General features: G+C 62.3%; 27 protein-coding genes. 12 read left to right on the forward strand and 15 right to left on the reverse strand.

The genetic code is table 11. The annotated features are described in order from the left end of the window. Window positions 1-88: 88 nt before the first annotated feature. Entirely contained in the window at window positions 89-1,267 is a 1,179-nt protein-coding gene (locus tag FJV77_RS12090; RefSeq protein WP_142867032.1) for an MFS transporter, read from the reverse strand. 159 nt (window positions 1,268-1,426) lie between these two features. Between FJV77_RS12090 and FJV77_RS12095 the strand changes: the two genes are divergently transcribed. Then, entirely contained in the window at window positions 1,427-2,053 is a 627-nt protein-coding gene (locus tag FJV77_RS12095; protein WP_185970290.1) for a TetR/AcrR family transcriptional regulator, read from the forward strand. A 14-nt stretch (window positions 2,054-2,067) separates the two neighbouring features. Here the strand turns inward: FJV77_RS12095 and FJV77_RS12100 are convergent, their stop codons facing one another. Continuing rightward, window positions 2,068-3,186, reverse strand: coding sequence for a hypothetical protein (locus tag FJV77_RS12100; RefSeq protein ID WP_246691232.1), 1,119 nt, complete (start codon window positions 3,184-3,186; stop codon window positions 2,068-2,070). Between FJV77_RS12100 and FJV77_RS12105 the strand changes: the two genes are divergently transcribed. The 3 genes from FJV77_RS12105 (at window position 3,154) to groL (ending at window position 6,002) form a co-directional block, all read left to right on the forward strand. Further along, window positions 3,154-3,801: a methyltransferase domain-containing protein gene (locus FJV77_RS12105; protein WP_246691233.1), complete on the forward strand. Its 648-nt coding sequence runs from the start codon at window positions 3,154-3,156 to the stop codon at window positions 3,799-3,801. The two genes, FJV77_RS12100 and FJV77_RS12105, sit on opposite strands and share 33 nt — an antisense overlap. A gap of 185 nt (window positions 3,802-3,986) precedes the next feature. After that, entirely contained in the window at window positions 3,987-4,283 is a 297-nt protein-coding gene (groES, locus tag FJV77_RS12110; protein WP_006203049.1) for a co-chaperone GroES, read from the forward strand. A 63-nt stretch (window positions 4,284-4,346) separates the two neighbouring features. Then, window positions 4,347-6,002 (forward strand): chaperonin GroEL, encoded by a 1,656-nt coding sequence (gene groL / locus FJV77_RS12115; RefSeq protein WP_112564873.1) that lies wholly within the window; start codon window positions 4,347-4,349, stop codon window positions 6,000-6,002. Between the two features lie 185 nt (window positions 6,003-6,187). On the opposite strand, the gene FJV77_RS12120 is transcribed toward groL, so the two are convergent. Next, on the reverse strand, window positions 6,188-6,769 hold the full coding sequence (locus tag FJV77_RS12120) for a TetR/AcrR family transcriptional regulator (RefSeq protein ID WP_142867035.1): 582 nt from the start codon (window positions 6,767-6,769) through the stop codon (window positions 6,188-6,190). Between the two features lie 101 nt (window positions 6,770-6,870). On the opposite strand from FJV77_RS12120, the gene FJV77_RS12125 reads away from it, so the two are divergent. Genes FJV77_RS12125 through FJV77_RS12135 form a run of 3 tightly spaced genes read left to right on the forward strand, consistent with a single transcriptional unit; the run spans window position 6,871 to window position 8,781 of the window. Continuing rightward, a complete protein-coding gene (locus tag FJV77_RS12125) occupies window positions 6,871-7,881 on the forward strand; it encodes an NAD(P)-dependent alcohol dehydrogenase (protein ID WP_142867036.1) in 1,011 nt (336 codons plus the stop codon). Between the two features lie 46 nt (window positions 7,882-7,927). After that, window positions 7,928-8,377: an OsmC family peroxiredoxin gene (locus FJV77_RS12130; RefSeq protein WP_142867037.1), complete on the forward strand. Its 450-nt coding sequence runs from the start codon at window positions 7,928-7,930 to the stop codon at window positions 8,375-8,377. A 17-nt stretch (window positions 8,378-8,394) separates the two neighbouring features. Next, entirely contained in the window at window positions 8,395-8,781 is a 387-nt protein-coding gene (locus FJV77_RS12135; protein WP_142867038.1) for a nuclear transport factor 2 family protein, read from the forward strand. Window positions 8,782-8,861: 80 nt separating this feature from the next. Here FJV77_RS12135 and FJV77_RS12140 read toward each other — a convergent pair whose 3' ends face one another. Then, window positions 8,862-9,377 (reverse strand): OsmC family protein, encoded by a 516-nt coding sequence (locus FJV77_RS12140; protein ID WP_142867039.1) that lies wholly within the window; start codon window positions 9,375-9,377, stop codon window positions 8,862-8,864. A 52-nt stretch (window positions 9,378-9,429) separates the two neighbouring features. After that, window positions 9,430-9,855, reverse strand: a complete 426-nt coding sequence (locus FJV77_RS12145; protein ID WP_142867040.1) for a GFA family protein — start codon at window positions 9,853-9,855, stop codon at window positions 9,430-9,432. Between the two features lie 185 nt (window positions 9,856-10,040). On the opposite strand from FJV77_RS12145, the gene FJV77_RS12150 reads away from it, so the two are divergent. Beyond that, window positions 10,041-11,036: an AraC family transcriptional regulator gene (locus FJV77_RS12150; RefSeq protein WP_142867041.1), complete on the forward strand. Its 996-nt coding sequence runs from the start codon at window positions 10,041-10,043 to the stop codon at window positions 11,034-11,036. Window positions 11,037-11,060: 24 nt separating this feature from the next. Here the strand turns inward: FJV77_RS12150 and FJV77_RS12155 are convergent, their stop codons facing one another. The 8 genes from FJV77_RS12155 to FJV77_RS12190 all read right to left on the reverse strand — a co-directional run bounded on the left by FJV77_RS12155 (window position 11,061) and on the right by FJV77_RS12190 (window position 15,060). Next, on the reverse strand, window positions 11,061-11,672 hold the full coding sequence (locus FJV77_RS12155) for a LysE family translocator (protein WP_142867042.1): 612 nt from the start codon (window positions 11,670-11,672) through the stop codon (window positions 11,061-11,063). A 213-nt stretch (window positions 11,673-11,885) separates the two neighbouring features. Further along, window positions 11,886-12,227, reverse strand: coding sequence for a YkgJ family cysteine cluster protein (locus FJV77_RS12160; protein WP_246691246.1), 342 nt, complete (start codon window positions 12,225-12,227; stop codon window positions 11,886-11,888). A 43-nt stretch (window positions 12,228-12,270) separates the two neighbouring features. Next, window positions 12,271-12,429: a hypothetical protein gene (locus FJV77_RS12165; protein ID WP_142867044.1), complete on the reverse strand. Its 159-nt coding sequence runs from the start codon at window positions 12,427-12,429 to the stop codon at window positions 12,271-12,273. Between the two features lies 1 nt (window position 12,430). Beyond that, on the reverse strand, window positions 12,431-12,838 hold the full coding sequence (locus FJV77_RS12170; RefSeq protein ID WP_142867045.1) for a hypothetical protein: 408 nt from the start codon (window positions 12,836-12,838) through the stop codon (window positions 12,431-12,433). After that, window positions 12,838-13,062: a hypothetical protein gene (locus tag FJV77_RS12175; RefSeq protein WP_112562407.1), complete on the reverse strand. Its 225-nt coding sequence runs from the start codon at window positions 13,060-13,062 to the stop codon at window positions 12,838-12,840. Before FJV77_RS12175 ends, FJV77_RS12170 begins: the two co-directional genes overlap by 1 nt. Window positions 13,063-13,357: 295 nt before the next feature. Beyond that, complete coding sequence (locus tag FJV77_RS12180; RefSeq protein ID WP_023671502.1) at window positions 13,358-13,567, reverse strand: cold-shock protein; 210 nt, start codon at window positions 13,565-13,567, stop codon at window positions 13,358-13,360. A 594-nt stretch (window positions 13,568-14,161) separates the two neighbouring features. Further along, window positions 14,162-14,374: a YciI family protein gene (locus FJV77_RS32335; protein WP_185970291.1), complete on the reverse strand. Its 213-nt coding sequence runs from the start codon at window positions 14,372-14,374 to the stop codon at window positions 14,162-14,164. A 32-nt stretch (window positions 14,375-14,406) separates the two neighbouring features. Further along, complete coding sequence (locus FJV77_RS12190) at window positions 14,407-15,060, reverse strand: glutathione S-transferase family protein (RefSeq protein ID WP_142867046.1); 654 nt, start codon at window positions 15,058-15,060, stop codon at window positions 14,407-14,409. Between the two features lie 165 nt (window positions 15,061-15,225). Between FJV77_RS12190 and FJV77_RS12195 the strand changes: the two genes are divergently transcribed. Further along, window positions 15,226-15,405 (forward strand): CsbD family protein, encoded by a 180-nt coding sequence (locus tag FJV77_RS12195; protein ID WP_142867047.1) that lies wholly within the window; start codon window positions 15,226-15,228, stop codon window positions 15,403-15,405. A 58-nt stretch (window positions 15,406-15,463) separates the two neighbouring features. On the opposite strand, the gene FJV77_RS12200 is transcribed toward FJV77_RS12195, so the two are convergent. Further along, a complete protein-coding gene (locus FJV77_RS12200) occupies window positions 15,464-16,582 on the reverse strand; it encodes a metallophosphoesterase (RefSeq protein ID WP_185970292.1) in 1,119 nt (372 codons plus the stop codon). A gap of 123 nt (window positions 16,583-16,705) precedes the next feature. Here FJV77_RS12200 and FJV77_RS12205 point away from each other — a divergent pair, with 123 nt between their 5' ends. Then, window positions 16,706-17,299 (forward strand): hypothetical protein, encoded by a 594-nt coding sequence (locus FJV77_RS12205; RefSeq protein ID WP_142867049.1) that lies wholly within the window; start codon window positions 16,706-16,708, stop codon window positions 17,297-17,299. A gap of 18 nt (window positions 17,300-17,317) precedes the next feature. Here the strand turns inward: FJV77_RS12205 and FJV77_RS12210 are convergent, their stop codons facing one another. Then, entirely contained in the window at window positions 17,318-18,004 is a 687-nt protein-coding gene (locus FJV77_RS12210) for a TetR/AcrR family transcriptional regulator (protein WP_142867050.1), read from the reverse strand. Window positions 18,005-18,087: 83 nt separating this feature from the next. Here FJV77_RS12210 and FJV77_RS12215 point away from each other — a divergent pair, with 83 nt between their 5' ends. Then, window positions 18,088-18,861: an NIPSNAP family protein gene (locus FJV77_RS12215; RefSeq protein WP_142867051.1), complete on the forward strand. Its 774-nt coding sequence runs from the start codon at window positions 18,088-18,090 to the stop codon at window positions 18,859-18,861. A 125-nt stretch (window positions 18,862-18,986) separates the two neighbouring features. Beyond that, window positions 18,987-19,748 carry an SDR family oxidoreductase gene (locus FJV77_RS12220; protein WP_142867052.1) on the forward strand — a complete coding sequence of 254 codons (762 nt, stop codon included), beginning with the start codon at window positions 18,987-18,989 and terminating at the stop codon, window positions 19,746-19,748. The last annotated feature ends 4 nt before the right edge of the window (window positions 19,749-19,752 follow it).

Below are 19,752 nucleotides of genomic sequence, written 5' to 3' on the forward strand. Positions count from 1 at the left end.
ATCGATCATTTATTTGACTTAGTCAAGTATCTCCATGCCGATCGGCTGGACGCTCACGCCATCGTGTCTTCGGGAAAAGTGGTTTCGGTCAGGCGATGGCGCGGCGGCGCGCAACCAGGATGAACAGGCCAAGCATTATGACGCTGGCCGCGGCACTGGCGGCGGCGAATTGCGGCACCGGCCGAAAGTCCTTGCCATCGATCAGCAGCGATGCCGCGATCGGCCCGATGGCCAGACCGAAGAGCTGGGCGGCCGGCACCAGGAGCACGGCCGTGCGCGTCTCGTCGGCGGTGATCGCCAGCCGGATCTGATAGGGCACGATGAACAGAAGAATGAAGCCCATGACCAGCGCGGCGGCCCAGAATATCGCCAGGCTGGGACTGCCGGCGAGCACCGTGGAACAGGCGACAGCGACCACGCCGATCGCCACTATAGCGAAGCGGTAGTCGATGCGCGCTTCGAAGACGGTCGCCGTCATCGCGCCCAGCACCTGGATCGCAAGGCTGGCGGAGACGATCAGGCCGACGGTGCGCCCGTCAATGCCGTATTGCGCGCCGAGCGGCTCGAGAAAGGCCCAGATCGAGCCGAAAAACATGAAGTAGCAGAAGACGCACAGCAGAGCGGTGATCGAAGGCACGGTCAGCACATTGCCGAAATTCTCCTCCTTCGGCAGGTCGGCATAGTTGTCCGGGACGATGAAGGCGACCGCCAGCGAGGCGATGCAGACGACGGCAAGAACGATGAAGCCGCCCGCCGATCCGGCAGCCGGGATGACGTAAAGCGCCAGCAAGAGCGCCAGCGCGCATTGCGCCAGGGTCTGGATGGTGACGAAATAGCCGCCGATACGCTCGGCCCGGCGCGAGCGGGCGATCAGTTCGGTGGCGACCGCCACCAGGCCACCTTCGGCGAGACCGGCGACGGTGCGTGCGCCAATCAGCGAATTCGGGCTGACCGCATAGGCGGTTGCCAAGTTCGCCAGTGCCAGCAGGACCAGAAGGACCGCACTCTTCCAACGCATATTGCGCGCGGAGAGCAGCATCGCGATGACCGCCGAGCCGATGCCGATGGCGATCATTTCGGCCGTGGCGACCAGAGCGAGCTCATCGCCGCTGACATGTCCTTCGGTGTAGAGGGCGCCAAGCAGCACCGGCTGCAGGCCGAGAATGAGCAGGCCGACCGAGCCGATCCACAGTGCCGAGGCCAGTTGCGCCCCGGTCGGGTTGCCGACCAGCCAGTCACCGTTTCCGGCCTCACCAATAGAAGTCACGGGGGCGCCTCCAACGTCCTTGCCTGACGGCAAAAAAACTGACAATCTGTCAGTATTTAGAAACTGATACTCGATCATATTCGTTTGTCAATCATTAGCGGGACTCGGCATTAGCAAGGCTGGGCATCGAATGGTCTTGGCGATCGAGGGGATGGCAACATGAACGAAGTAATGAGAACGGCGACCGAGCCCAGACGCAGACCAAAGCAGGAGCGCAGCCGCGAACGCATAGACGCCATTCTGTCGACGACCATGCGGCTGATCGGCGAAAAGGGCATCGACGCCGTCACCATGAAGGAAGTCGGCGCGCTGGCCGGCGGGCCGATCGCCACCGTCTATCATTACTTCCCCAACAAGTCGGCGATCCTGGCGATGCTCTACGAGCGTTTCTCCGAAGTGAGCCGCGCGCGCCTTGCCGTGATCGTTGCCGACATCGGCGGCCTGAGCGACGTCATCGCAGCCGCCGACCGTCTGCTCGACGACTATTATGAACGCGTTGCCGGCGACCCGGCCATCCAGGACCTGCAGAACGCAATCCAGGCCGACAAGGCGCTGCAAAATCTCGATATCGCCGAGACCCGGCGCCAGGCGGCGATGTTCTGCGACCATGTCGGCCCGTTTCTCGCGGCCGAACGGCGCCAAGAGTTCGGGCGCATGGTTTTCCTGATCTTCCAGCTTGCCGGCGGCGTCGTGCGCATGGCGCTGACCCAGGACGAAACGGAAAGCCGCCATACGATCGAGGACTACCGGTCGATCATCCATACGCAGTTGCGCCAGTTTCTTTAGGCGAGAAGCACTGCCTATCGCGCCCGGCGCATGAGGCCTTCGAAGCCGTCGGCCAGATGGGCAGCGCCAGCCGCAAACATTTTCACCAGGTTTTTGGGACGGCCCGGCGTCTTGTTGGCATCGAGCAGGATCGCCCTGCCCTCATGCATGACGAAATCGAATTTGCCGTAGTCGAAGCCGAGTTCTCGTCGCAGCTCGCGGATCTCGTCGGGAACAGGGACAGGCTCACGTCGGATCGTTTCAGATGCCTTGACGAGGCCATTTGGTGAGATGTAGCGGGTGCAACGCTCGCTCTCTCCGCAAAACACCCAGAACCGCATTGCGAAGCCATCGGGTTCCCGTTCGGCAATGAACTTTTCCACGACCAGATCGTCGTCGCCGAAGACGCCATCCGGGACGTCGCCAAGAGACTCGTAGACCTCATAGGGCTGCAGCCCCTGCACATCGGGAAAAGGTGGCGGCTTGCCCGCGCGTCTGGATCGCCGGTTGAGGAACGTCTCCGGAATGCCCTGATTGTTGAGATTGGTTTTGACGATGACCGGGCCCTGCCAGGCGTCGTTACGCTTTAGCAAAGCGCCGCTAATCCGTCGCTTGGAGATGTCGGCCGTTGCGAGATTGAGGCAGAACGGAAAACCCCGTGCATAGTCGAGATAATCGGCCGGTGTGACCGTTGCATCAACATGTAGAATTGCAATGTCGGCACTGTGCGTCCTGGCCGGGCCTTGCTGGATCCGGACCGAATGGCCGCGCCTTCTCAGTTCTTCGAGAACATCGAAAAGCATGTAGGGGCTCGACCTGCGCAGCAAGAGGTTGCGGCCGCTCTGGAACCGATCGTGCTCATGCGTTACGACGACAATACGTGCCACAGACAGCCTTTTGATTTCCTGCAATTTTCTAATAGGCGACTGTGAACACCAAAAGCCAGAAGTCTCGGACTCTGCAAAGGCAGCATGACGAATCATTGGGACAATTATCACCGTCACTGGAGGCTTCTGGACGCGCCGCTTCGGCCGACGCCGGAAACCGTTGATATATTCAAGCGCGAAGTCAGCCTGGCAAATGCTGATGTCCTGCTCCTTGGGGTGACACCGGAACTTGCCGTGCTCGGCAGATCGATGCTGGCCATCGACCAATCGGCGGCCATGATCTCGGGCGTATGGGCAGGCGACAATGCCTCGCGCAGCGCGATGGCTGGAAACTGGCTGGATCTGCCGGTTGCCGGGGCCAGCACCGAGGCAGTCATTGGCGACGGATGTCTGTCCGCCGTCGCCTCGAAGGCGGCACGCAATCGCCTGCACGGCGAAATCGCCAGGGTCCTGAGACCCGGCGGGCGTGCCGCGATCCGCGTTTTCGCCGCCCCGGAAACGTCCGAGGATCTGGCCAGCATTGAAGCCCAGGTGCTGGCCGGCGCGATCGAGAATTTCCATGCGCTCAAATGGCGGATCGCCATGGCGTGCACCACGGGCGGCCCGGATTTCGCGATCCAGGTGCGAATGATCCGCGACACATTCGACGGCCTGTTCCCCGACCGCGAGGCCCTTGCCGCGCGGACCGGATGGAGCATCGCCTCGATCAACACGATCGACGTCTATGCCGGCTCCGACGTAAGCTACAGCTTCGCGACGCTGGCCGTGCTCGTCGATGAGGCGAGTGGGTGGTTCGGCGATGTGCGCGTCGTGTCGAGCGGCTCCTATCCGCTGGCGGAACGATGCCCTCTGCTGGTGCTTGGATCGCCGAGGCGTCGCTAGGGTTCCCGTCGGACCACGGCAGGGCCCAAATTAGAGCAAATTGAGCCCACCGCTCGCCTTGACTCTCGAAAGCCACGCGCCTATTTCAGCGCCACGTTAGCACTCTCCCTTGGTGAGTGCTAACTCATGTCCGGCATCGCCGGATGGAGGAACTGTTCTCACCGTTCTCATTCGAGGAAGAAAAAATGGCAAAGTCGAAGTTCCGCCCGCTTCATGACCGCGTGGTCGTACGCCGGGTCGAATCCGAATCCAAGACCGCCGGCGGGATCATCATCCCGGATACGGCAAAGGAAAAGCCGCAGGAAGGCGAGATCATCGCCGTCGGCTCCGGCGCTCGTGACGAAGCTGGCAAGCTGGTTCCCCTGGACGTCAAGGCTGGCGACCGCATCCTGTTCGGCAAGTGGTCGGGCACCGAAGTCAAGCTCAATGGCGAAGACCTTCTGATCATGAAGGAATCCGACATTATGGGCATCATCGGCTGATTATCGGCCTCCTCATCAACTGAATTTTCGGGCTCTCCCCGAGCCCTTGCCAGGAGCTAAAACATGGCTGCTAAAGACGTAAAATTCTCCCGCGACGCCCGTGAGCGCATGCTGCGCGGCGTCAACATCCTCGCCGATGCGGTGAAGGTCACGCTCGGCCCCAAGGGCCGCAACGTCGTCATCGACAAGTCGTTCGGCGCCCCGCGCATCACCAAGGACGGCGTGACCGTCGCCAAGGAAATCGAGCTTGAGGACAAGTTCGAAAACATGGGCGCGCAGATGGTCCGCGAAGTTGCTTCGAAGACCAACGACATCGCCGGCGACGGCACCACGACCGCGACCGTTCTGGCGCAGTCGATCGTCCAGGAAGGCCACAAGGCCGTTGCCGCCGGCATGAACCCGATGGACCTGAAGCGTGGCATCGATCTGGCCGTCACCGAAGTCGTCGCGGCTCTCGGCAAGGCTGCCAAGAAGATCAAGACCTCCGAGGAAGTTGCCCAGGTCGGCACGATCTCGGCCAATGGCGACGAGTCGGTCGGCGCCATGATCGCGGAAGCGATGCAGAAGGTCGGCAACGAAGGCGTCATCACGGTTGAAGAAGCCAAGACCGCCGAGACCGAGCTGGAAGTCGTCGAAGGCATGCAGTTCGACCGCGGCTATCTCTCGCCCTACTTCGTCACCAACGCCGACAAGATGGTTGCAGAGCTCGAGGACGTCTACATCCTCCTGCACGAGAAGAAGCTCTCCAACCTCCAGGCCATGCTGCCGGTTCTCGAAGCCGTCGTGCAGACCTCCAAGCCGCTGCTCATCATCTCGGAAGACGTCGAAGGCGAGGCTCTGGCTACGCTCGTCGTCAACAAGCTGCGCGGTGGCCTGAAGATCGCCGCCGTCAAGGCGCCGGGCTTCGGTGATCGCCGCAAGGCCATGCTGGAAGACATCGCCATCCTCACCGGTGGCCAGGTCATCTCGGAAGACCTCGGCATCAAGCTCGAGAACGTCGGCCTCAACATGCTCGGCCGCGCCAAGAAGGTGTCGATCTCCAAGGAGAACACCACCATCGTCGACGGCGCCGGCAAGAAGGCCGAGATCCAGGGCCGCGTTGCCCAGATCAAGCAGCAGATCGAAGAGACCACCTCGGACTACGACAAGGAGAAGCTGCAGGAACGTCTCGCCAAGTTGGCGGGCGGCGTTGCGGTGATCCGCGTCGGCGGCGCGACGGAAGTCGAAGTCAAGGAAAAGAAGGACCGCGTTGATGACGCCCTGAACGCGACCCGCGCGGCCGTGGAAGAAGGCATCGTTGCAGGCGGCGGCGTCGCTCTGCTGCGCGCTTCGGCCAACATCAAGGCAGCCGGCGCCAATGCCGACCAGGCTGCCGGCATTAACATCGTTCGTCGTGCGCTGCAGGCTCCGGCCCGCCAGATCGCTTCGAACGCAGGTGCTGAAGCTTCGATCGTTGCCGGCAAGATCCTCGACAACAAGGGCGCGACCTACGGCTATAACGCCCAGACCGGCGAGTATGGCGACATGATCGCCATGGGCATCGTCGACCCGGTCAAGGTCGTTCGCACGGCTCTCCAGGACGCGGCCTCGGTCGCCGGCCTGCTCGTCACCACCGAAGCCATGATCGCGGAGGCTCCGAAGAAGGAGTCGGCTGGCGGCGGCATGCCTGGCGGCATGGGCGGCGGCGGCATGGGCGGCATGGGCGGCATGGATTTCTAAGAAATCCATAAAGCACGCCCATGAGCTAAAGTTGCTCAAGCCCGCAAGCGGGCTTGAGTGGCGGTATGGATTCCCAATCCAGCCAACCTGGCTTGTGCATACGGAAAGGGCGCCGAAAGGCGCCCTTTCTGCGTTTAGGCTGAAGCTACCGAGGTTCAGACGGCGGCATCCGCACGTCGCGGCGTCTATCCTCCAGTCAGCACAACGCCTTTGACGAGAGCCGCGACCTCGTCGGCGACGACGGCCAGCGCCGAGCGGTCGCGGGTGGCCCGCACAATCACCATCAGCCCTTCCAGCGAGGATTCGACCAGCAGCGCCAAAGCGTGGGCGCGCCGCTCCGGTACCCCTGCCCTGACGAAAGCCTCCCGCAGCAAGCCGATCCATTGCTCGAAAGCCGAGCGGCAGAGTTCCACCAGTTCCGGTACGTCGGTCGGCGAATCCAGCACCACCGGCGCGATCGGACAGCCCAGTGAAAACTCGTTTTCCTCCAGCATGCGTCCGACCGACTGATAGATGTGATGGACGGCCACCGCCGGATCGCTCTCGGCGGCAAGCGCCTCGCCCAGCCTTTTCGTCACGTCGGCGACGCTGTCGCGCGTCACCTCGATGACCAGCTGGTCCTTGCCGCCAGGAAAATGGAAGTAGAGCGAGCCGCGCGGTGCAGCACTGGCGCTCAAGATATCGTTGAGCGAAGTGCCGTGATAGCCGCGCTGCCTGAGCAGCAGCGCCGTCGTCTCGAGTATGCGGGTGCGGGTGTCGTTTGCCATGTCAGCCTCTGTCAGGAGCGGCCATTATAGGCCTTGCACAAAATATGACAACCGGTCTACATAATATATAGATCAGTCTACATACTTTTGAGGAGAGCGATATGCGCAGCTACCGTCTCGAAGGATCCGGCGGGGCCGATTCCCTGGCGATGCGCAACGAGGCGCGGCCAGAACCGAAATCGCATGAGATTGTGATCCGCGTTCGCGCCACCTCGCTCAACCGCCGCGACACGATGATCCTTGGCGGTACCTATCCGCTGATGCCGTGCCCGGGCGTCATTCCGCTCAGCGACGGCGCCGGTGAGATCGCCGCCATTGGCGATGCCGTCACCCGCTTTGCCGTCGGCGACCGCGTCACCGGCAGCTACTTCGCCCGCTGGATCGACGGCCGCATCAATCCCGGTCTGATCGACCAGCTCGGCTGCACATTGGACGGCATGCTGGCGGAATATGCCGTGCTCGATGAGCAATGGGCGGTCCGGTTGCCCGACCATCTAAGCTGGCATGAGGCGGCGACGCTGACCTGCGCCGGCGTGACGGCCTGGAATGCGGTGACGGGTCCCGGAATTCTCAAACCAGGTCAATGGGTTCTGGTCATCGGTTCAGGTGGCGTCGCGCTGTTTGCGCTGCAGTTCGCCAAGCTCGCCGGTTGCCGCGTCGTGGCTGTCACATCGCGCGCCGAGAAGGCCGACAGGCTGCGAGGGCTGGGCGCTGACCTGGTTGTCTCCAGTACCGACACGCCGGAATGGGGCGGCTGGGTGCGCGAACAGACAGGTGGCATCGACCTCGTCGTTGAAACCGGCGGCCCGGCCACCTTTGCGCAGTCGCTGATTGCCAGCACGCTTTATGGGCACATCGTGCAGCTGACGCTGCAGGACGCCAAAGGCAGATCGATCGAGATGCCGGCAGCGCTTTATCAGCGCAGCCTCGTCACCATCAGCCGCCTGTTCGTCGGCAGCCGGACGAACCTCGAGGCAATGCTGCGCGCCGTCTCGCAGCATCGCCTGAAGCCCGTCATCGACAAGGTCTTCCCGTTCCCCGAAGCCGGCGATGCTTACCGCTACTTCCAGCAGGGCGACGTGTTCGGGAAGGTTGTCATCGACGGCGCCTGACCCGTTTGCCAGCTCATCATATTGAACCCAACGAAGGAGAACGACCATGACAATCCGTGAAGCTTTCGCAGAATGGCAAGGCACGCTGAAGGAAGGCGGCGGCCGCCTGCGGCTTGGCAGCGGCGTCTTCGAAGGCGCATATTCCTTTCCGTCGCGCTTTGAAAACGGTCCAGGCACCAACCCGGAAGAACTGATCGCGGCAGCCCATGCCGGCTGCTTCTCGATGGCGCTGACCTTCATCCTCGGCCAGGACGGCCATGTTGCCCGAAACATTCGCACCGCCGCCAAGGTGCATCTCGGCGCGACCGCCGCGGGACCGACGATCACCCGCATCGAGCTCGAAACGCAAGCCGATATGCCCGGCCTCGAGCCTGCCGAATTCCAGCGCATGGCGGAGACGGCGAAGACGACCTGCCTCGTCTCTCGTGCTTTGGCCGGCGTTGCAACAATAGCGCTCAAGGCCGAGCTCGTCGCCACCACTGCCACGGGACAATGAAAACCAGGAGATATGAGATGAGCCAGAACAGCATCACGAGCATTCATCCGGACGACCACTCCAGGCAGACTGCCGAAATCATGCAGCGCTTCAACAATGTGTTCCAGCTGCACGATCCATCGGCGCTTGGCGAACTGGTCGCCGAGGACTGCGTCATCGAAAACACTGTGCCGGCACCGGACGGCGCCCGCCATGCCGGTAAAGGGGCATGCGTTGCCCTATGGTCGGCAATCGCCACCCAGCCCGGCACGCGCTTCGACCTCGAGGAAACGTTTGTCGCCGGTGAACGGGCAACGATCCGCTGGCGCTATTTCATGGCCGACGGCAACTCCATCCGCGGCGTCAACCTGATGCGCGTCGCGGACGGGCGCATCGTCGAGGCGATGGGCTATGTGAAGGGATAGGCCTTGGCCCGATGCTGGACCATACGCGGATCAGCCCGGAATCTCGCCCCACAGGGCAGAGATTCCGGGCTGCTATTTCGTCACTGCCCGACCTTTTGCAGCTTCACCGTGGTCCTGGGGCTGTTCTGGATGGTCTGGAAGATCACGCAGTAGCGGTCGGTGAGTTCAAGCAGCTGGTCAAGCTGGTTCTGCGAAGCCTCGGTGTCGATATCGAACCGCAGGCGGATTTCCTTGAAACCGACCGGCACGCCTTCGGTGACACCCAGCGTACCGCGAAGATCGACGTCGCCTTCCGCGGAGACCTCAGCCGACCTGATCGGAATGTCGAGCACGGCTGCAGCCGCCCGCATCGAGACGCCGGCGCAGGCGATCAGCGCCTCCAGCAGCATGTCGCCGGAGCAGAGTTCCTGGCCGCTGCCACCGGCCATCGGATGGATGCCGGCAAGTGCCAGCCCACGCCCGGTTTCGACCTTGCAAGTCACGGTGGATGCGTCGGCGACGCCCTTGGCCTTCAACGTGAGAAACGCGGCCTGCGCATCCCTGCGGTAGAGATCCTTGATCGGTTCCTGCGTGGCCCGAAATGTTGCGATTTCCATGGATTATCTCCTGTCTTGAATAGTCGTTGTGAAAATGGCGAACAGCGGTGGCTTACTCCGGCACGGCGATGCCGGAGCCGCCGAGTTCCGCCGGAAAATCTCGCAGCTTGGGCAATCCGTCCTTCATCGGCAGCACGGTCTCGGCATAGTTGACGTGAAGCCCAGGCGTGAATTTCATGCCGGGAATCGTCGCCGCATAGACGTCGACGAGGCCGAGCGGCGGATGGGCGGTCATCAGATGGCCTCCGCATTTCGTGCAGAACTGGCGATCGCTCATTTCGGTCTTCTCGAAGCGCGACAGGAACTCCGCGCCCTTGGTGACCTTGACGTTTTCCGGCTTCCACAGCGTGAAGGCGTTCACCGGAGATGCCGACCAGGATCGGCAGGAACTGCAGTGGCAATAGCCCATTGCCTCGGCGGTTCCGTGCACTTCGATCTCCACGGCGCCGCAAAAACACCCGCCTCTATGTACCGTCATGACTTTTGTCCTTTGTTGGTTTCGAGTGCGCTCAGCGCCTGCTTTCGGCAGCGCTTGAGCACCGGCGGGGGTTTAAGCGTTCCGGCCGCAAACTGAATGATGCGGCGTCCGCCTTGCTTGACAGCGCGTCCGGAACTGGAAAGGGATGATGCCAGACCGGCTTGCCGGGTGCGGGACAAGGTGGAATGGCCGGGGATGCTCTGTCTGACCTGTTGAGGACGGTGCGCCTTACCGGCGCGACGTTTTTCGATATCGAAGGACATGAGCCGTGGGCTGTCTGCTCACCGGCGCCATCGTCCATCCTGCCGAAGATCCTGCCCGGCGCCGACCATCTGATTTCCTACCATGTGGTGACGGCTGGAAGCTGCTTCGCCCGCATCGTCGGCCAGGAAGCGATCGCGCTGCAGGCCGGTGAAGTCGTGGTCTTCACCAAGAGCGATCCGCACATCATGTCGAGCAATCCGGCGCTGCGCGCCGATCCGCCGACCGCCGATGTGCTGGATATAGCGACTGCCGGCCAGATGCCGTTCTACATCAACTGCGCCGGCGACGGGGCAATGTCGGCCAGGCTGGTGTGCGGCTATCTCGCCTGCGACGCTCAGCCGTTCAATCCCCTGCTCGAGGCATTGCCGCCGGTGATCAAGGCCGGAGACGCGAAAGGCGATGGCGGCTGGCTCGGCCAGTTCATCAAGCTGGCGGTCTCGGAAGTGGCTGAAAAGCGCGCCGGCAGCGAAACAGTGCTGACCAAGCTCAGCGAGCTGATGTTCGTCGACGTGCTGCGCCGTTATGTGGAATCCTTGCCGCCGCAACATACGGGCTGGCTGGCGGGCCTGCGCGATCCGCATCTGGCGAGGGCGCTGGCGCTTATCCACGACCGGCCGGCGCATAACTGGACGGTGGAGGCGCTGGCGAAGGACTGCGCGCTGTCGCGCACGGTGCTCGCCGAACGCTTCACCAGGCTCGTCGGCATGCCGCCGATGCACTATCTCGCCAAATGGCGCATGCAGATCGCCTCGGAACTGCTCAGCGCCGGCAACAGCAACATGGCAAACATCGCGGCCGAAATCGGCTACGAATCCGAGGCGGCGTTCAGCCGCGCCTTCAAGAAGATGATCGGTGTTCCACCCTCGGCCTGGCGCCTCGGCATCCGGACCCGGTCCGAAAGCGACGAGGTGCTTTAGGCCGAGGGGCTGGCAGTTCCAGATCTACCGATCGGCCAGCGCCAGCTTGGCGCCGAGCATGACGAAGGCGCCGGCGAAGGTGCGGCGCATCCAGGTCAGCACCATCGGCCGCGACACGACGTGGCTGCGGATCGAGGCGGCAAAGATGCCGTAACCGACGAACACGACGAAGGTCAAAAGCATGAAGACGCTCGAGAGTTCGAGCATCTTGCCGAAGGCGTTCGGTTCGGTGGTGCTGACGAATTGCGGCAGGAATGCAAAGAAGAAGATCGACAGTTTCGGGTTGAGAATGTTGATCAGGATGCCGGAGGTGATGACCTTGGCGGCGGAACGGGGTGCTGCGTTTTCGTCGACGCTCAAGCCGCCCTTCTCCTTCAACGTGTTCCAGGCCATGTAGACGAGATAGGCGACGCCGAGATATTTCAGCGTCTCGAAGGCGACAGCACTTGTGTGCAGCAGTGCCGCGAGGCCGGTGATGGCGGCGGCCATATGCGGGATGATGCCGAGCGTGCAGCCGAATGCGGCGATGATCGAGGCGCGCACCCCGCGCGAAAGCCCGGCGCTCAGCGTGTAGAGAACGCCGGTGCCGGGCGAAGCCACGACAATCAGCGACGTCAACAGGAATTCGATGCTCATGGATCCTCCAACGCCCTGCCCGGCGTGGAAGCTATCGGGTGATGTGAGGTTGGGCAAGCGGGTGGCATAATCTCCCCCCTCGAGGGGGAGATGTCGCCGAAAGGCGACAGAGGGGGTCGCCGCGCGTGAAGCGCCAGCGTTTTCCATAACGAAAGGGGCGCCGGCGCTCCATGCGAGACGACCCCCTCTGACCGCTTCGCGGCCATCTCCCCCTCAAGGGGGAAGATCAACCATGCCGTGCGCCTTGCGCGCCATCAGGCAATCGTCGCCGCCGGGCATGCAGGCGCGGCAGACATCAGGACGGATCTCGTAAATGCCGCAGGCCGTGTGCTTGCCAACCTCGCCGGTCAGCGCCGAACAGCGGACACCGTCGCAGCGCATGCCGGAGAGGTCAGCCGCCACGAATTTTTCCGGGATCCGGTCGAGCTGAGCATCGTCTTCCATCGAGAAGCGTGGCCATTCGGCGGAGTAGGAACAGCAGGCGCCGCAGCTCTGACAGTCGAAGATTGCGACCGCACCCTCATCGCCAGACAAAACGTTCGGAGCGCCAGCCAGGGCGGGTGCGATGGAGGGATAACCGGCATCTCGTGGCAAGGCGCTATTTTTTCTTGGCCGCCTTGCCCTTCGGTGCGTCAGCCGGCGACTTGAACAGATCGGTCGCGGCCTCGGCAGCCTTCGGCGCGGCAGCGGGCTTGGCCGGCTTTGCAGCGGCAGCCGTCGCTGCCGGCTGGTCCTTGGCGGAAAACTTTATGGCCATGTCAGTCCTCGTCGGAAAAACGCGATGATGGTGCGCGCGGATTGCGCAAGCGGCCGATCAGCGCCGAGACCGCCGTGATGTTCATTTCCTCGGGCGACCAGTTCCTGGTTTCCGCGATGTGATGCGCCGCCAGCTCGCGATGCGTGCTGCCGCTATAGGCGGCATCCTGATAGGTCACCCGCTCCAGGGTCTTTTTGTCCTCGCGGACATATTCGATCAGGTAGTTCGGGGCTTCGGCGCGGCCGCGCACGCCTACGCGCACCTGGGCATCGCCATGCGCGCGCTTGCAGCGCTCGAGTTTTTCCAGCACGCGGCGGACATATTCGACCGGCTTGTCCAGGCCTTCGACCATGGACGCAATGGTCGAATCGGCATCGATCGGCGTAGGCGGTACGCGCTTGGTGGCCATCAACGTTTACCTGCCCGCTTCGGCAACGCCGCAAGGGCGGCGGCCGCTGCCATCTCGTCGGCTTCCTTTTCCTTGCGCAGTTCGCGCAAGCGTGCGGTCTTGGCTTCGCGTGCCTCGCTGACGGCATCACGCTCGGACAGGATGCGGTTGAGCGACATCGACTGGGTCTGCGTCTTGCTGAACAGCGAGCCGGCCTGATCGGCGGTCTTCGATTGAGTGGTCAAAAACTTTCTCCTGTCGGGAGCCTGGTGCCGATAGAGCGAGACCGGTCGTTGGTCACGACCAAATCAGTAAGGCATCGGGGCATTACGGGCGGTTCAGATTGCTGGAGCGTCCTTTAGCACGTTCCGGCCGGCGTGCAGCGCACTTTTAGCGGCATGACACGCAAAATGAAAAAGGCCAGGCACGGCCTGACCTTCCATGGAAGCGCCGCGCATCCAACTGGATGCGCAAGGCACTCCTTTCAGCCTTTCACCGGTGCCAGTACATCCGTGGTCACCGGAAGGCCGAATTTCTTGATCAGGCCGCCTTCAACTGGTCGGCGGACATCTTGCCCGACTTGTTGTCGCGGGTCATCTCGTAGCCGAGCTTCTGGCCCTCGACGATGTCACGCATGCCGGCGCGCTCTACGGCCGAGATGTGGACGAAAACGTCAGCGGAGCCGTCGTCAGGCTGAATAAAACCAAAACCTTTGGTGGCGTTGAACCATTTCACTGTGCCGGTGGCCATGAAGAACCCTTTCCCTGGCAAATATTCGTTCACCATTGTGCGACTGCACAACAGCGTTTGTCTCGATTTTTGATGGGGAAGTTCGTCAAAGGCGCGCATGCGTGCGCGGATAACAAAAGTCGGTCAAACAAATATCGACATATGTCTTGTAGACTTCTTTTGGCGCCGAGTCAATTTCTGGTTTTCCTGCGGCCAAAATTCAACCTGGAGATGCTGAGGGATGACGCCTCAACTGGCGAGCCGAAGCAGGGTAAGGCGGGCGTAAAAAAAATGTGCCAGGCTTGGAACCATTCCCAAGCCCGCGCATTTTTATGGTGTCAGCAGTACAGAGAGCAATCTCAGAATGCTGGCAACAGGACGCCTCCCACACATTAAACGGTGCGAGAGGCGTTCTTGTATGTGCCGGGTCTATCGCATTAGTTTTTTTCGCAATTTCCGAACCGAAAACCGCTCACACTTCCTGGATTGCTCTAGCGGCCTACAGGATCGCGCTGATCATCGGCAGGATCTCGTAGTGGAAACCGCGGCCCGAACTCGACACCGGATCGCCGTCGGTCACCGCCCGCGCCTCGGCTTCGCTCCCGACACGCAGGATCAGCAGCCCCAGGGGCCGGCCGGGTCGGCGACCCGGCCAGCCAAAATCATGGTGCCCTCGCGCAGCTTGCCACGCAGATAGTCGGCATGCCGGCCCATCAGTTCCCTCTCCTCCTCCGTCATGGTGAAGGCAAAGTCCGGCCGAGGCGGGATCAGCCGGCAATGGAAGATTGATGGAGCCTTGGTTTCGCGCGGTCCGTCATTGCTGGCCATCGGTCCCCTCCCCAGGGTGTCGTCAAGCCGACCTATTCGTCCGGGCCGGGTTCCGGCCACGTCTCCTTCGCCGCTTCCGCATACCAGTGCCGCATTGCCGGCGTTGCCAGCACGGCATCGACATAGGCGCGTATATCCGGCGCCAGTTCGCCACCATAGGTGTCGAATCGGGTAACGACCGGCGCGTACATGGCATCGGCCGCGGTAAAATGGCCGAACAGGAACGGACCGCCCTTGCCGTGTTGTTCGCGGCACTGGCGCCAGATCGTTTCGATGCGCGCCCGCTGCAATTCGCCTTCGGCGTCGAGCGGCTTGTGCCCCTTTGGCCGGCGCAAATTCATCGGCCAGCCATAGCGCACCTCGCGAAAACCGGAATGCATCTCGGTCGCCACCGAGCGCGCCAAGGCACGAGCGCCGATATCCTGCGGCCAGAGTTTTTTCTCCGGAAACAGATCGGCCAGATATTCAAGGATGGCAAGGGTTTCCCAGACGATCCTGCCGTTGTGATTCAGGATCGGCACGAGGCCGGTCGGTGACACTTTCGCCAGGTTGGCAAAGGTCTCGGGCGTGCGCAGGCGCACAAACCCTTCCTCGAACGGTATCTCCAGATGCTTCATCGCCAACCATGGCCTCAGCGACCAGGATGAAAAGCATTTGTTGGCGATGATGAGCGTGAATTCGGCCAAGACGGTCTCCCCCAAAATTTTCGTCACACTAGCCGCTCATACGATGGCGGCAAGCATCCAGGCGACCAGATAGGCAACCAATGCGACGATGATTTTCTGTCCGGGGAACCTAAGCCACGCCTGCCCGTTTGCCCCCTGCAAACAAAAATCCCAGGAGATGCAACGATGGTGAACAAGGATCAGGTCGCCGGCGTGGCAAAGCAGATCAAGGGTTCGGTCAAGCAGGCTGCCGGCAAGGCGACCGGCAACAGGCAGACCCAGGCCGAAGGCACGGCCGACAAGATCGCCGGCAAGGTGCAGAAGGCCTACGGCGACGTGAAGGACAAGGTCAAGAAAGCGCTCTGATCCGATCTTTGCAGGCTACGAAGAAGGCGGCTCCAGGCCGCCTTTTTCGTGCGCACTGTCAGAAGGTCAGTTTCTTGCTGAAGGCATTGGTGAACTTGACCTCGCCATGGTCGCCGGTGGCCTCGCCCAGCACCACATCCATGGCCTCGCCGGTTACTTTCGCCAGCGCAAAGCCACCCATATAGGCGGCCTTCGGCTTGAACAGGTCGAGACCGTCGCTGTTGTAGATCATCGGCACTTCGTGCTGGTGGCCATGGAAGATGGCGATGACGTTGTAGCCTTTCAGCGCTGCAAGCAACGCCTGCCGGTCGGCCTCGCTCCACCAGTGCGGCGCGCCTGAGCCGTCATCGTCATAGGTGCGCTTGGCCGGGTCCCAGCGCTCGACCGAAAAAGTATCCCAGCCATAGTGCTGGAACAGGATGACGGGACGGCCGTCCGCGGCGTAGGTTGCCAGATCCTGCTTCAGCCATGGCAGGCTGCTCACCGCGCCGTGGCCGGTGTCGCCGGCAAATCGATGCGTCTGGACCAGATGCAGGCCGCCCCAATCCCAGGAATAGCAGTCGGTGTCGACATCGTATTCGGTGGCCGGCACCGGCGGTTTGAAGAACACGCCCGGGCGGTGGTTGACCTCGACATAGTCGCGCAATTCACGCCGGTACCAGTCGACATGCGGCGGCGAGCCGTTCTGGTCGAGATCATGGTTGCCCAGCCCGACATAGACCGGCATGTGCACACGGTCCGGGCCGATGCCCTCGCTGTAGCGCTGGCTGAACTGCAAGAGCTGCGTGCCTTCGCTGGGTTCTGTGATCTGGCCGCCGCCATCGTCAGTGATGTCGCCGCCAACGACGAGGCCGAGTGGCGCGCCGATGTGGCTGCCTGCCGAACGCAAGCCGGTGGCAACGCCGTCGATCTCGGCCGGCCATTGCCTGTCGGCCAAACCATTGAGGGCCGCGACATTACGCAACAGCGCGGCATCGGTCTTGCCTTCCTGCAGGCAATTGGGGCTCAGGCCGCTCGCCATGCGACAGGCATGGACATCGGCGATGAACAAGAAGGTGGCGTCGATCGGCTGGATACGCTTTCCGGTCTGGCCGAGAGCGGCGCGCGGCAGCATGCCAGCCATGGCAAGGCCGGCTGCCTGTTCGAGGAATTTGCGCCGGGTCGACATGCGATTCATGGTCCGAGTTTCAGCACAGCCGGCGTCCCGCCGTCCAGTTGCCACGCATGGCAGGTCGACACAGCATTGTGGCTCTGGCATTTTTCCGCGCCGATGCACAGTGCGCGGGCAGAGGAGGATTTCATGAAAGGTGCTTCGATAGGCATGGTGCTGGCTGGGCTGCTGCCGGCGGGTGCGGTGCATGCCGCCGATTGCGTCGACGCAAAATCGGCCAAAGCCGGATTCGTGCTGGAAATGCCCGGCGTCCGCAGTGAGTTTCGGCCGGTGGCCGGCGGCATGGTGTCCGTCGCCAACACCTACGGATCGCAATCGCCGCAGACGCAGTTCCTGTTCGCCGGTCTGGTCGAAGTGTTTCGCGACAGCGATACCGGCCGGGTGGCGATGATCCCGTTTTCCGACCTGCGAAAGCTGTTTCCGCTGAAGACGGGGGCAAAGAGCACGATTGAATTCGTCGAGCTGTCGCCGAACAAGCAGCCGAAGAGCACCAAGACGCTGAGCCTTGTCGTCAAGGGCAAGGAGACGTTCAGCGTCGGCGCCTGCAAGTACAACGTACTGGCCGTCAAGGAGACGTTCAAGAACGGCGACGGCGAGACGCTGGACACATTCACCGCGCTCTATGCGCCCGATCTGCAAGCGGCACTCGCCCGGCGCTACGATGAAGGCACCAGCGCGGAATCGGTGAACGGCTACGAGACGATCAAACCGCTTGCCAATTAGAACAGCGCTGGCCTGGCCTCAAGGTTTTCCCGGCCGCAGCAGAATCCTGCGACGCCGCTTCGCTCTGCTCGGGAATGGCGGCATTGGGCTGCCCTCAAGTTCGGCCAGGCAATCGCGCAACACGCTGGCGTCCTGCGCCGTCTTGGCCATCGACATGGCGCCGGAATAGGCGGCGACGGCAAATGCGGCAAAGCGTTCGGGATCGGTGCCTTGCTCCCTCCCCGCCTGCTGATCGGCCCTGATCTTGTCGGCGATCGCCTGACGCCATTCGGCGAAGATGCCGGCCAAAGCGGCGCGGAAATCCGGGTCGGCGAGCGACAATTCATGCGCCAGATTGTTGAGCGGACAGCCGCGAACGAAGCCCTGCTGCTCCAATTCAGCCGCCACCGCCTCGAAGACTGCGCGCACGCCTTCGCGTGCCGTATCAGCCGCCCTTACCGGGCTGATCCAGGTCTCGTCCAGGGCGGCGGCCACCCGCTCCTCGATCACCGCCAAGGCGAGCGCCTTCTTGGTGGGGAAATGGTGATGCAGCGCGCCGCCGCTGACGCCGGCGGTAGCCATCAACTCGCCAAGGGCGGAGCCATGATAGCCGTGCGCCTGGAACGACGCTTCGGCGACATCGAGCACCTTGTTGCGCAGGCCTTCGGGATCGTTGGTGCGTTTTCGCGGGGGCTCTTTCGCGGCCTGTGCAATCTCTGCTGACATTTGCGAACGATAGCAGATTGACAAAACAGGACAACCGGTCTGTTTTGTAAACCGGATGATCATCCTGTTTTGGAGACGACACAATGACCCTTTCCCTCAATGTGCCTGCCACGACCAGTCTGCTTGCTTCACCGGTCGTCGAGTTGCGGCAATACACGCTGAAACCCGGCCGGCGCGAGACGCTGATCGATATCTTCGACGGTCAGTTCATCGAAGGCCAGGAAGACGCCGGGATGACCATCATCGGCCAGTTTCGCGACCTCGACCGGCTCCACATGTTCGTCTGGCTGCGCGGTTTTGGCGACATGGAAGCGCGGAAGGACGCGCTTACCGCCTTCTATGACGGGTCGGTATGGGCGGCGCACCGTGACGCCGCCAATGCGACGATGATCGATTCCGACGATGTGCTGCTCTTGAAGCCGGCTTGGTCAGGCGCCGGTTTCGACCTGTCGGGCGCGCAGCGAGGCGCTTTGCCGGATCATGGAAAGCCGAGCACAGACAATCGCTTGACCGGTATTGTTGTCATCCGGATTCATCATCTGCGGCCTGGCGCCAAGGCCGATTTCGCCGGCAATTTCGAAACGGATACCGTTCCGATCCTTGCCGCCGCCGGCGGGCGGTTGCTCGGCGCCTTCATCACCGAACATGCCGAAAACAGCTTTCCCCGCCTGCCGGTGCGCCTGGGCGAAAACGTCTTCATCGCCGTCACGGGTTTCGACAGCGTCGAAGCGCACGCTCGCCATGACGCAGCCCTTGCTGCCTCGCCATGGTGGCAGTCGTTTCAGCAAGCGGCCGATACGACCAGGCCGACTGAAACTTTGCGCCTGTCGCCGACGTCGCAATCGCTGCTGCGGTAACTGGATCGGGACGGGACCTACCGAAGTTCATACTGAGCGATAGGCCGGCGGCTTGACCGCCCTCGTCGATCGGCATTGCTTTCCTGACCTGGAACAGCGAGAGCGTCGATGCGACTTGGCCTTCAATGAGACTTTCTGGCAAACGGGCACTGGTCACCGGCGGTTCGGATGGCATTGGCCTGGCCATATCGGAAGCCTTTTTGCGCGAAGGCGCCGAAGTACTGATCGTTGGCCGCGACACCAAAAAGCTCGAAGCGGCACGCCAGAAACTGACGGCCGCAGGCAGCGTGGAGACTCAGTCGGCCGATCTTTCAACCTCTTCCGGTATCGATGCCGTGGTCGAGCGCGTGAAAGCAACCGGCCCGCTCGATATCCTCGTCAACAATGCCGGCGTCGCCTATCTGGTGCCGTTCGAGACCGTCACCGAGGACCAGTTCCAGCAATCCTTCGCGCTCAATGTGAGCGCGGCGTTCTTCCTTACCCAACGGCTACTGCCGCAGTTCGGCGCGGGTGCCTCGGTGATCAACATCTCCTCCTACTTCGCCAACAAGATGATCCCGAAGCGGCCGTCGAGCCTCTATTCCCTGTCCAAGGGCGCGCTGAACTCGCTGACCAAATCGCTGGCCTTCGAGCTTGGGCCGCGCGGTATCAGGGTCAATGCGATCGCGCCCGGCACGGTCGACACCGCCATGCGGCGCAAATCGATCGAAAACCTGCCGGCGGCAGCGCAAGCCGAGCTCAAGGCCTATGTCGAGCGCAGCTACCCGCTTGGCCGCATCGGCCAGACCGGGGACCTCTCAGGCATCGCTGTGTATCTGGCCAGCGACGAGGCCGCCTGGACCAGTGGCGGCATTTTTGCGATCGACGGCGGCTATACGGCGGGATGAGGCG

The sequence above is a fragment of the Mesorhizobium sp. WSM4306 genome, from assembly GCF_007003975.1.
In the GTDB taxonomy this organism is placed as follows: Bacteria; Pseudomonadota; Alphaproteobacteria; order Rhizobiales; family Rhizobiaceae; genus Mesorhizobium.

What these genes read in the sequence shown, in the direction of transcription:
- FJV77_RS12170 (WP_142867045.1), bottom strand. Translation starts at nt 12,838, where the DNA reads ATGGCCACCAAGCGCGTACCGCCTACGCCGATCGATGCCGATTCGACC.
- FJV77_RS12155 (WP_142867042.1), bottom strand. Translation starts at nt 11,672, where the DNA reads ATGAGCATCGAATTCCTGTTGACGTCGCTGATTGTCGTGGCTTCGCCC.
- FJV77_RS12180 (WP_023671502.1), bottom strand. Translation starts at nt 13,567, where the DNA reads ATGGCCACCGGCACAGTGAAATGGTTCAACGCCACCAAAGGTTTTGGT.
- FJV77_RS12095 (WP_185970290.1), top strand. Translation starts at nt 1,427, where the DNA reads ATGAACGAAGTAATGAGAACGGCGACCGAGCCCAGACGCAGACCAAAG.
- FJV77_RS12140 (WP_142867039.1), bottom strand. Translation starts at nt 9,377, where the DNA reads ATGGAAATCGCAACATTTCGGGCCACGCAGGAACCGATCAAGGATCTC.
- FJV77_RS12165 (WP_142867044.1), bottom strand. Translation starts at nt 12,429, where the DNA reads ATGGCCATAAAGTTTTCCGCCAAGGACCAGCCGGCAGCGACGGCTGCC.
- FJV77_RS12205 (WP_142867049.1), top strand. Translation starts at nt 16,706, where the DNA reads ATGAAAGGTGCTTCGATAGGCATGGTGCTGGCTGGGCTGCTGCCGGCG.
- FJV77_RS12200 (WP_185970292.1), bottom strand. Translation starts at nt 16,582, where the DNA reads ATGAATCGCATGTCGACCCGGCGCAAATTCCTCGAACAGGCAGCCGGC.
- FJV77_RS12125 (WP_142867036.1), top strand. Translation starts at nt 6,871, where the DNA reads ATGCGCAGCTACCGTCTCGAAGGATCCGGCGGGGCCGATTCCCTGGCG.
- FJV77_RS12220 (WP_142867052.1), top strand. Translation starts at nt 18,987, where the DNA reads ATGAGACTTTCTGGCAAACGGGCACTGGTCACCGGCGGTTCGGATGGC.
- FJV77_RS12215 (WP_142867051.1), top strand. Translation starts at nt 18,088, where the DNA reads ATGACCCTTTCCCTCAATGTGCCTGCCACGACCAGTCTGCTTGCTTCA.
- FJV77_RS32335 (WP_185970291.1), bottom strand. Translation starts at nt 14,374, where the DNA reads ATGGCCAGCAATGACGGACCGCGCGAAACCAAGGCTCCATCAATCTTC.
- groES (WP_006203049.1), top strand. Translation starts at nt 3,987, where the DNA reads ATGGCAAAGTCGAAGTTCCGCCCGCTTCATGACCGCGTGGTCGTACGC.
- FJV77_RS12150 (WP_142867041.1), top strand. Translation starts at nt 10,041, where the DNA reads ATGGCCGGGGATGCTCTGTCTGACCTGTTGAGGACGGTGCGCCTTACC.
- FJV77_RS12145 (WP_142867040.1), bottom strand. Translation starts at nt 9,855, where the DNA reads ATGACGGTACATAGAGGCGGGTGTTTTTGCGGCGCCGTGGAGATCGAA.
- FJV77_RS12195 (WP_142867047.1), top strand. Translation starts at nt 15,226, where the DNA reads ATGGTGAACAAGGATCAGGTCGCCGGCGTGGCAAAGCAGATCAAGGGT.
- FJV77_RS12135 (WP_142867038.1), top strand. Translation starts at nt 8,395, where the DNA reads ATGAGCCAGAACAGCATCACGAGCATTCATCCGGACGACCACTCCAGG.
- FJV77_RS12120 (WP_142867035.1), bottom strand. Translation starts at nt 6,769, where the DNA reads ATGGCAAACGACACCCGCACCCGCATACTCGAGACGACGGCGCTGCTG.
- FJV77_RS12130 (WP_142867037.1), top strand. Translation starts at nt 7,928, where the DNA reads ATGACAATCCGTGAAGCTTTCGCAGAATGGCAAGGCACGCTGAAGGAA.
- FJV77_RS12210 (WP_142867050.1), bottom strand. Translation starts at nt 18,004, where the DNA reads ATGTCAGCAGAGATTGCACAGGCCGCGAAAGAGCCCCCGCGAAAACGC.
- groL (WP_112564873.1), top strand. Translation starts at nt 4,347, where the DNA reads ATGGCTGCTAAAGACGTAAAATTCTCCCGCGACGCCCGTGAGCGCATG.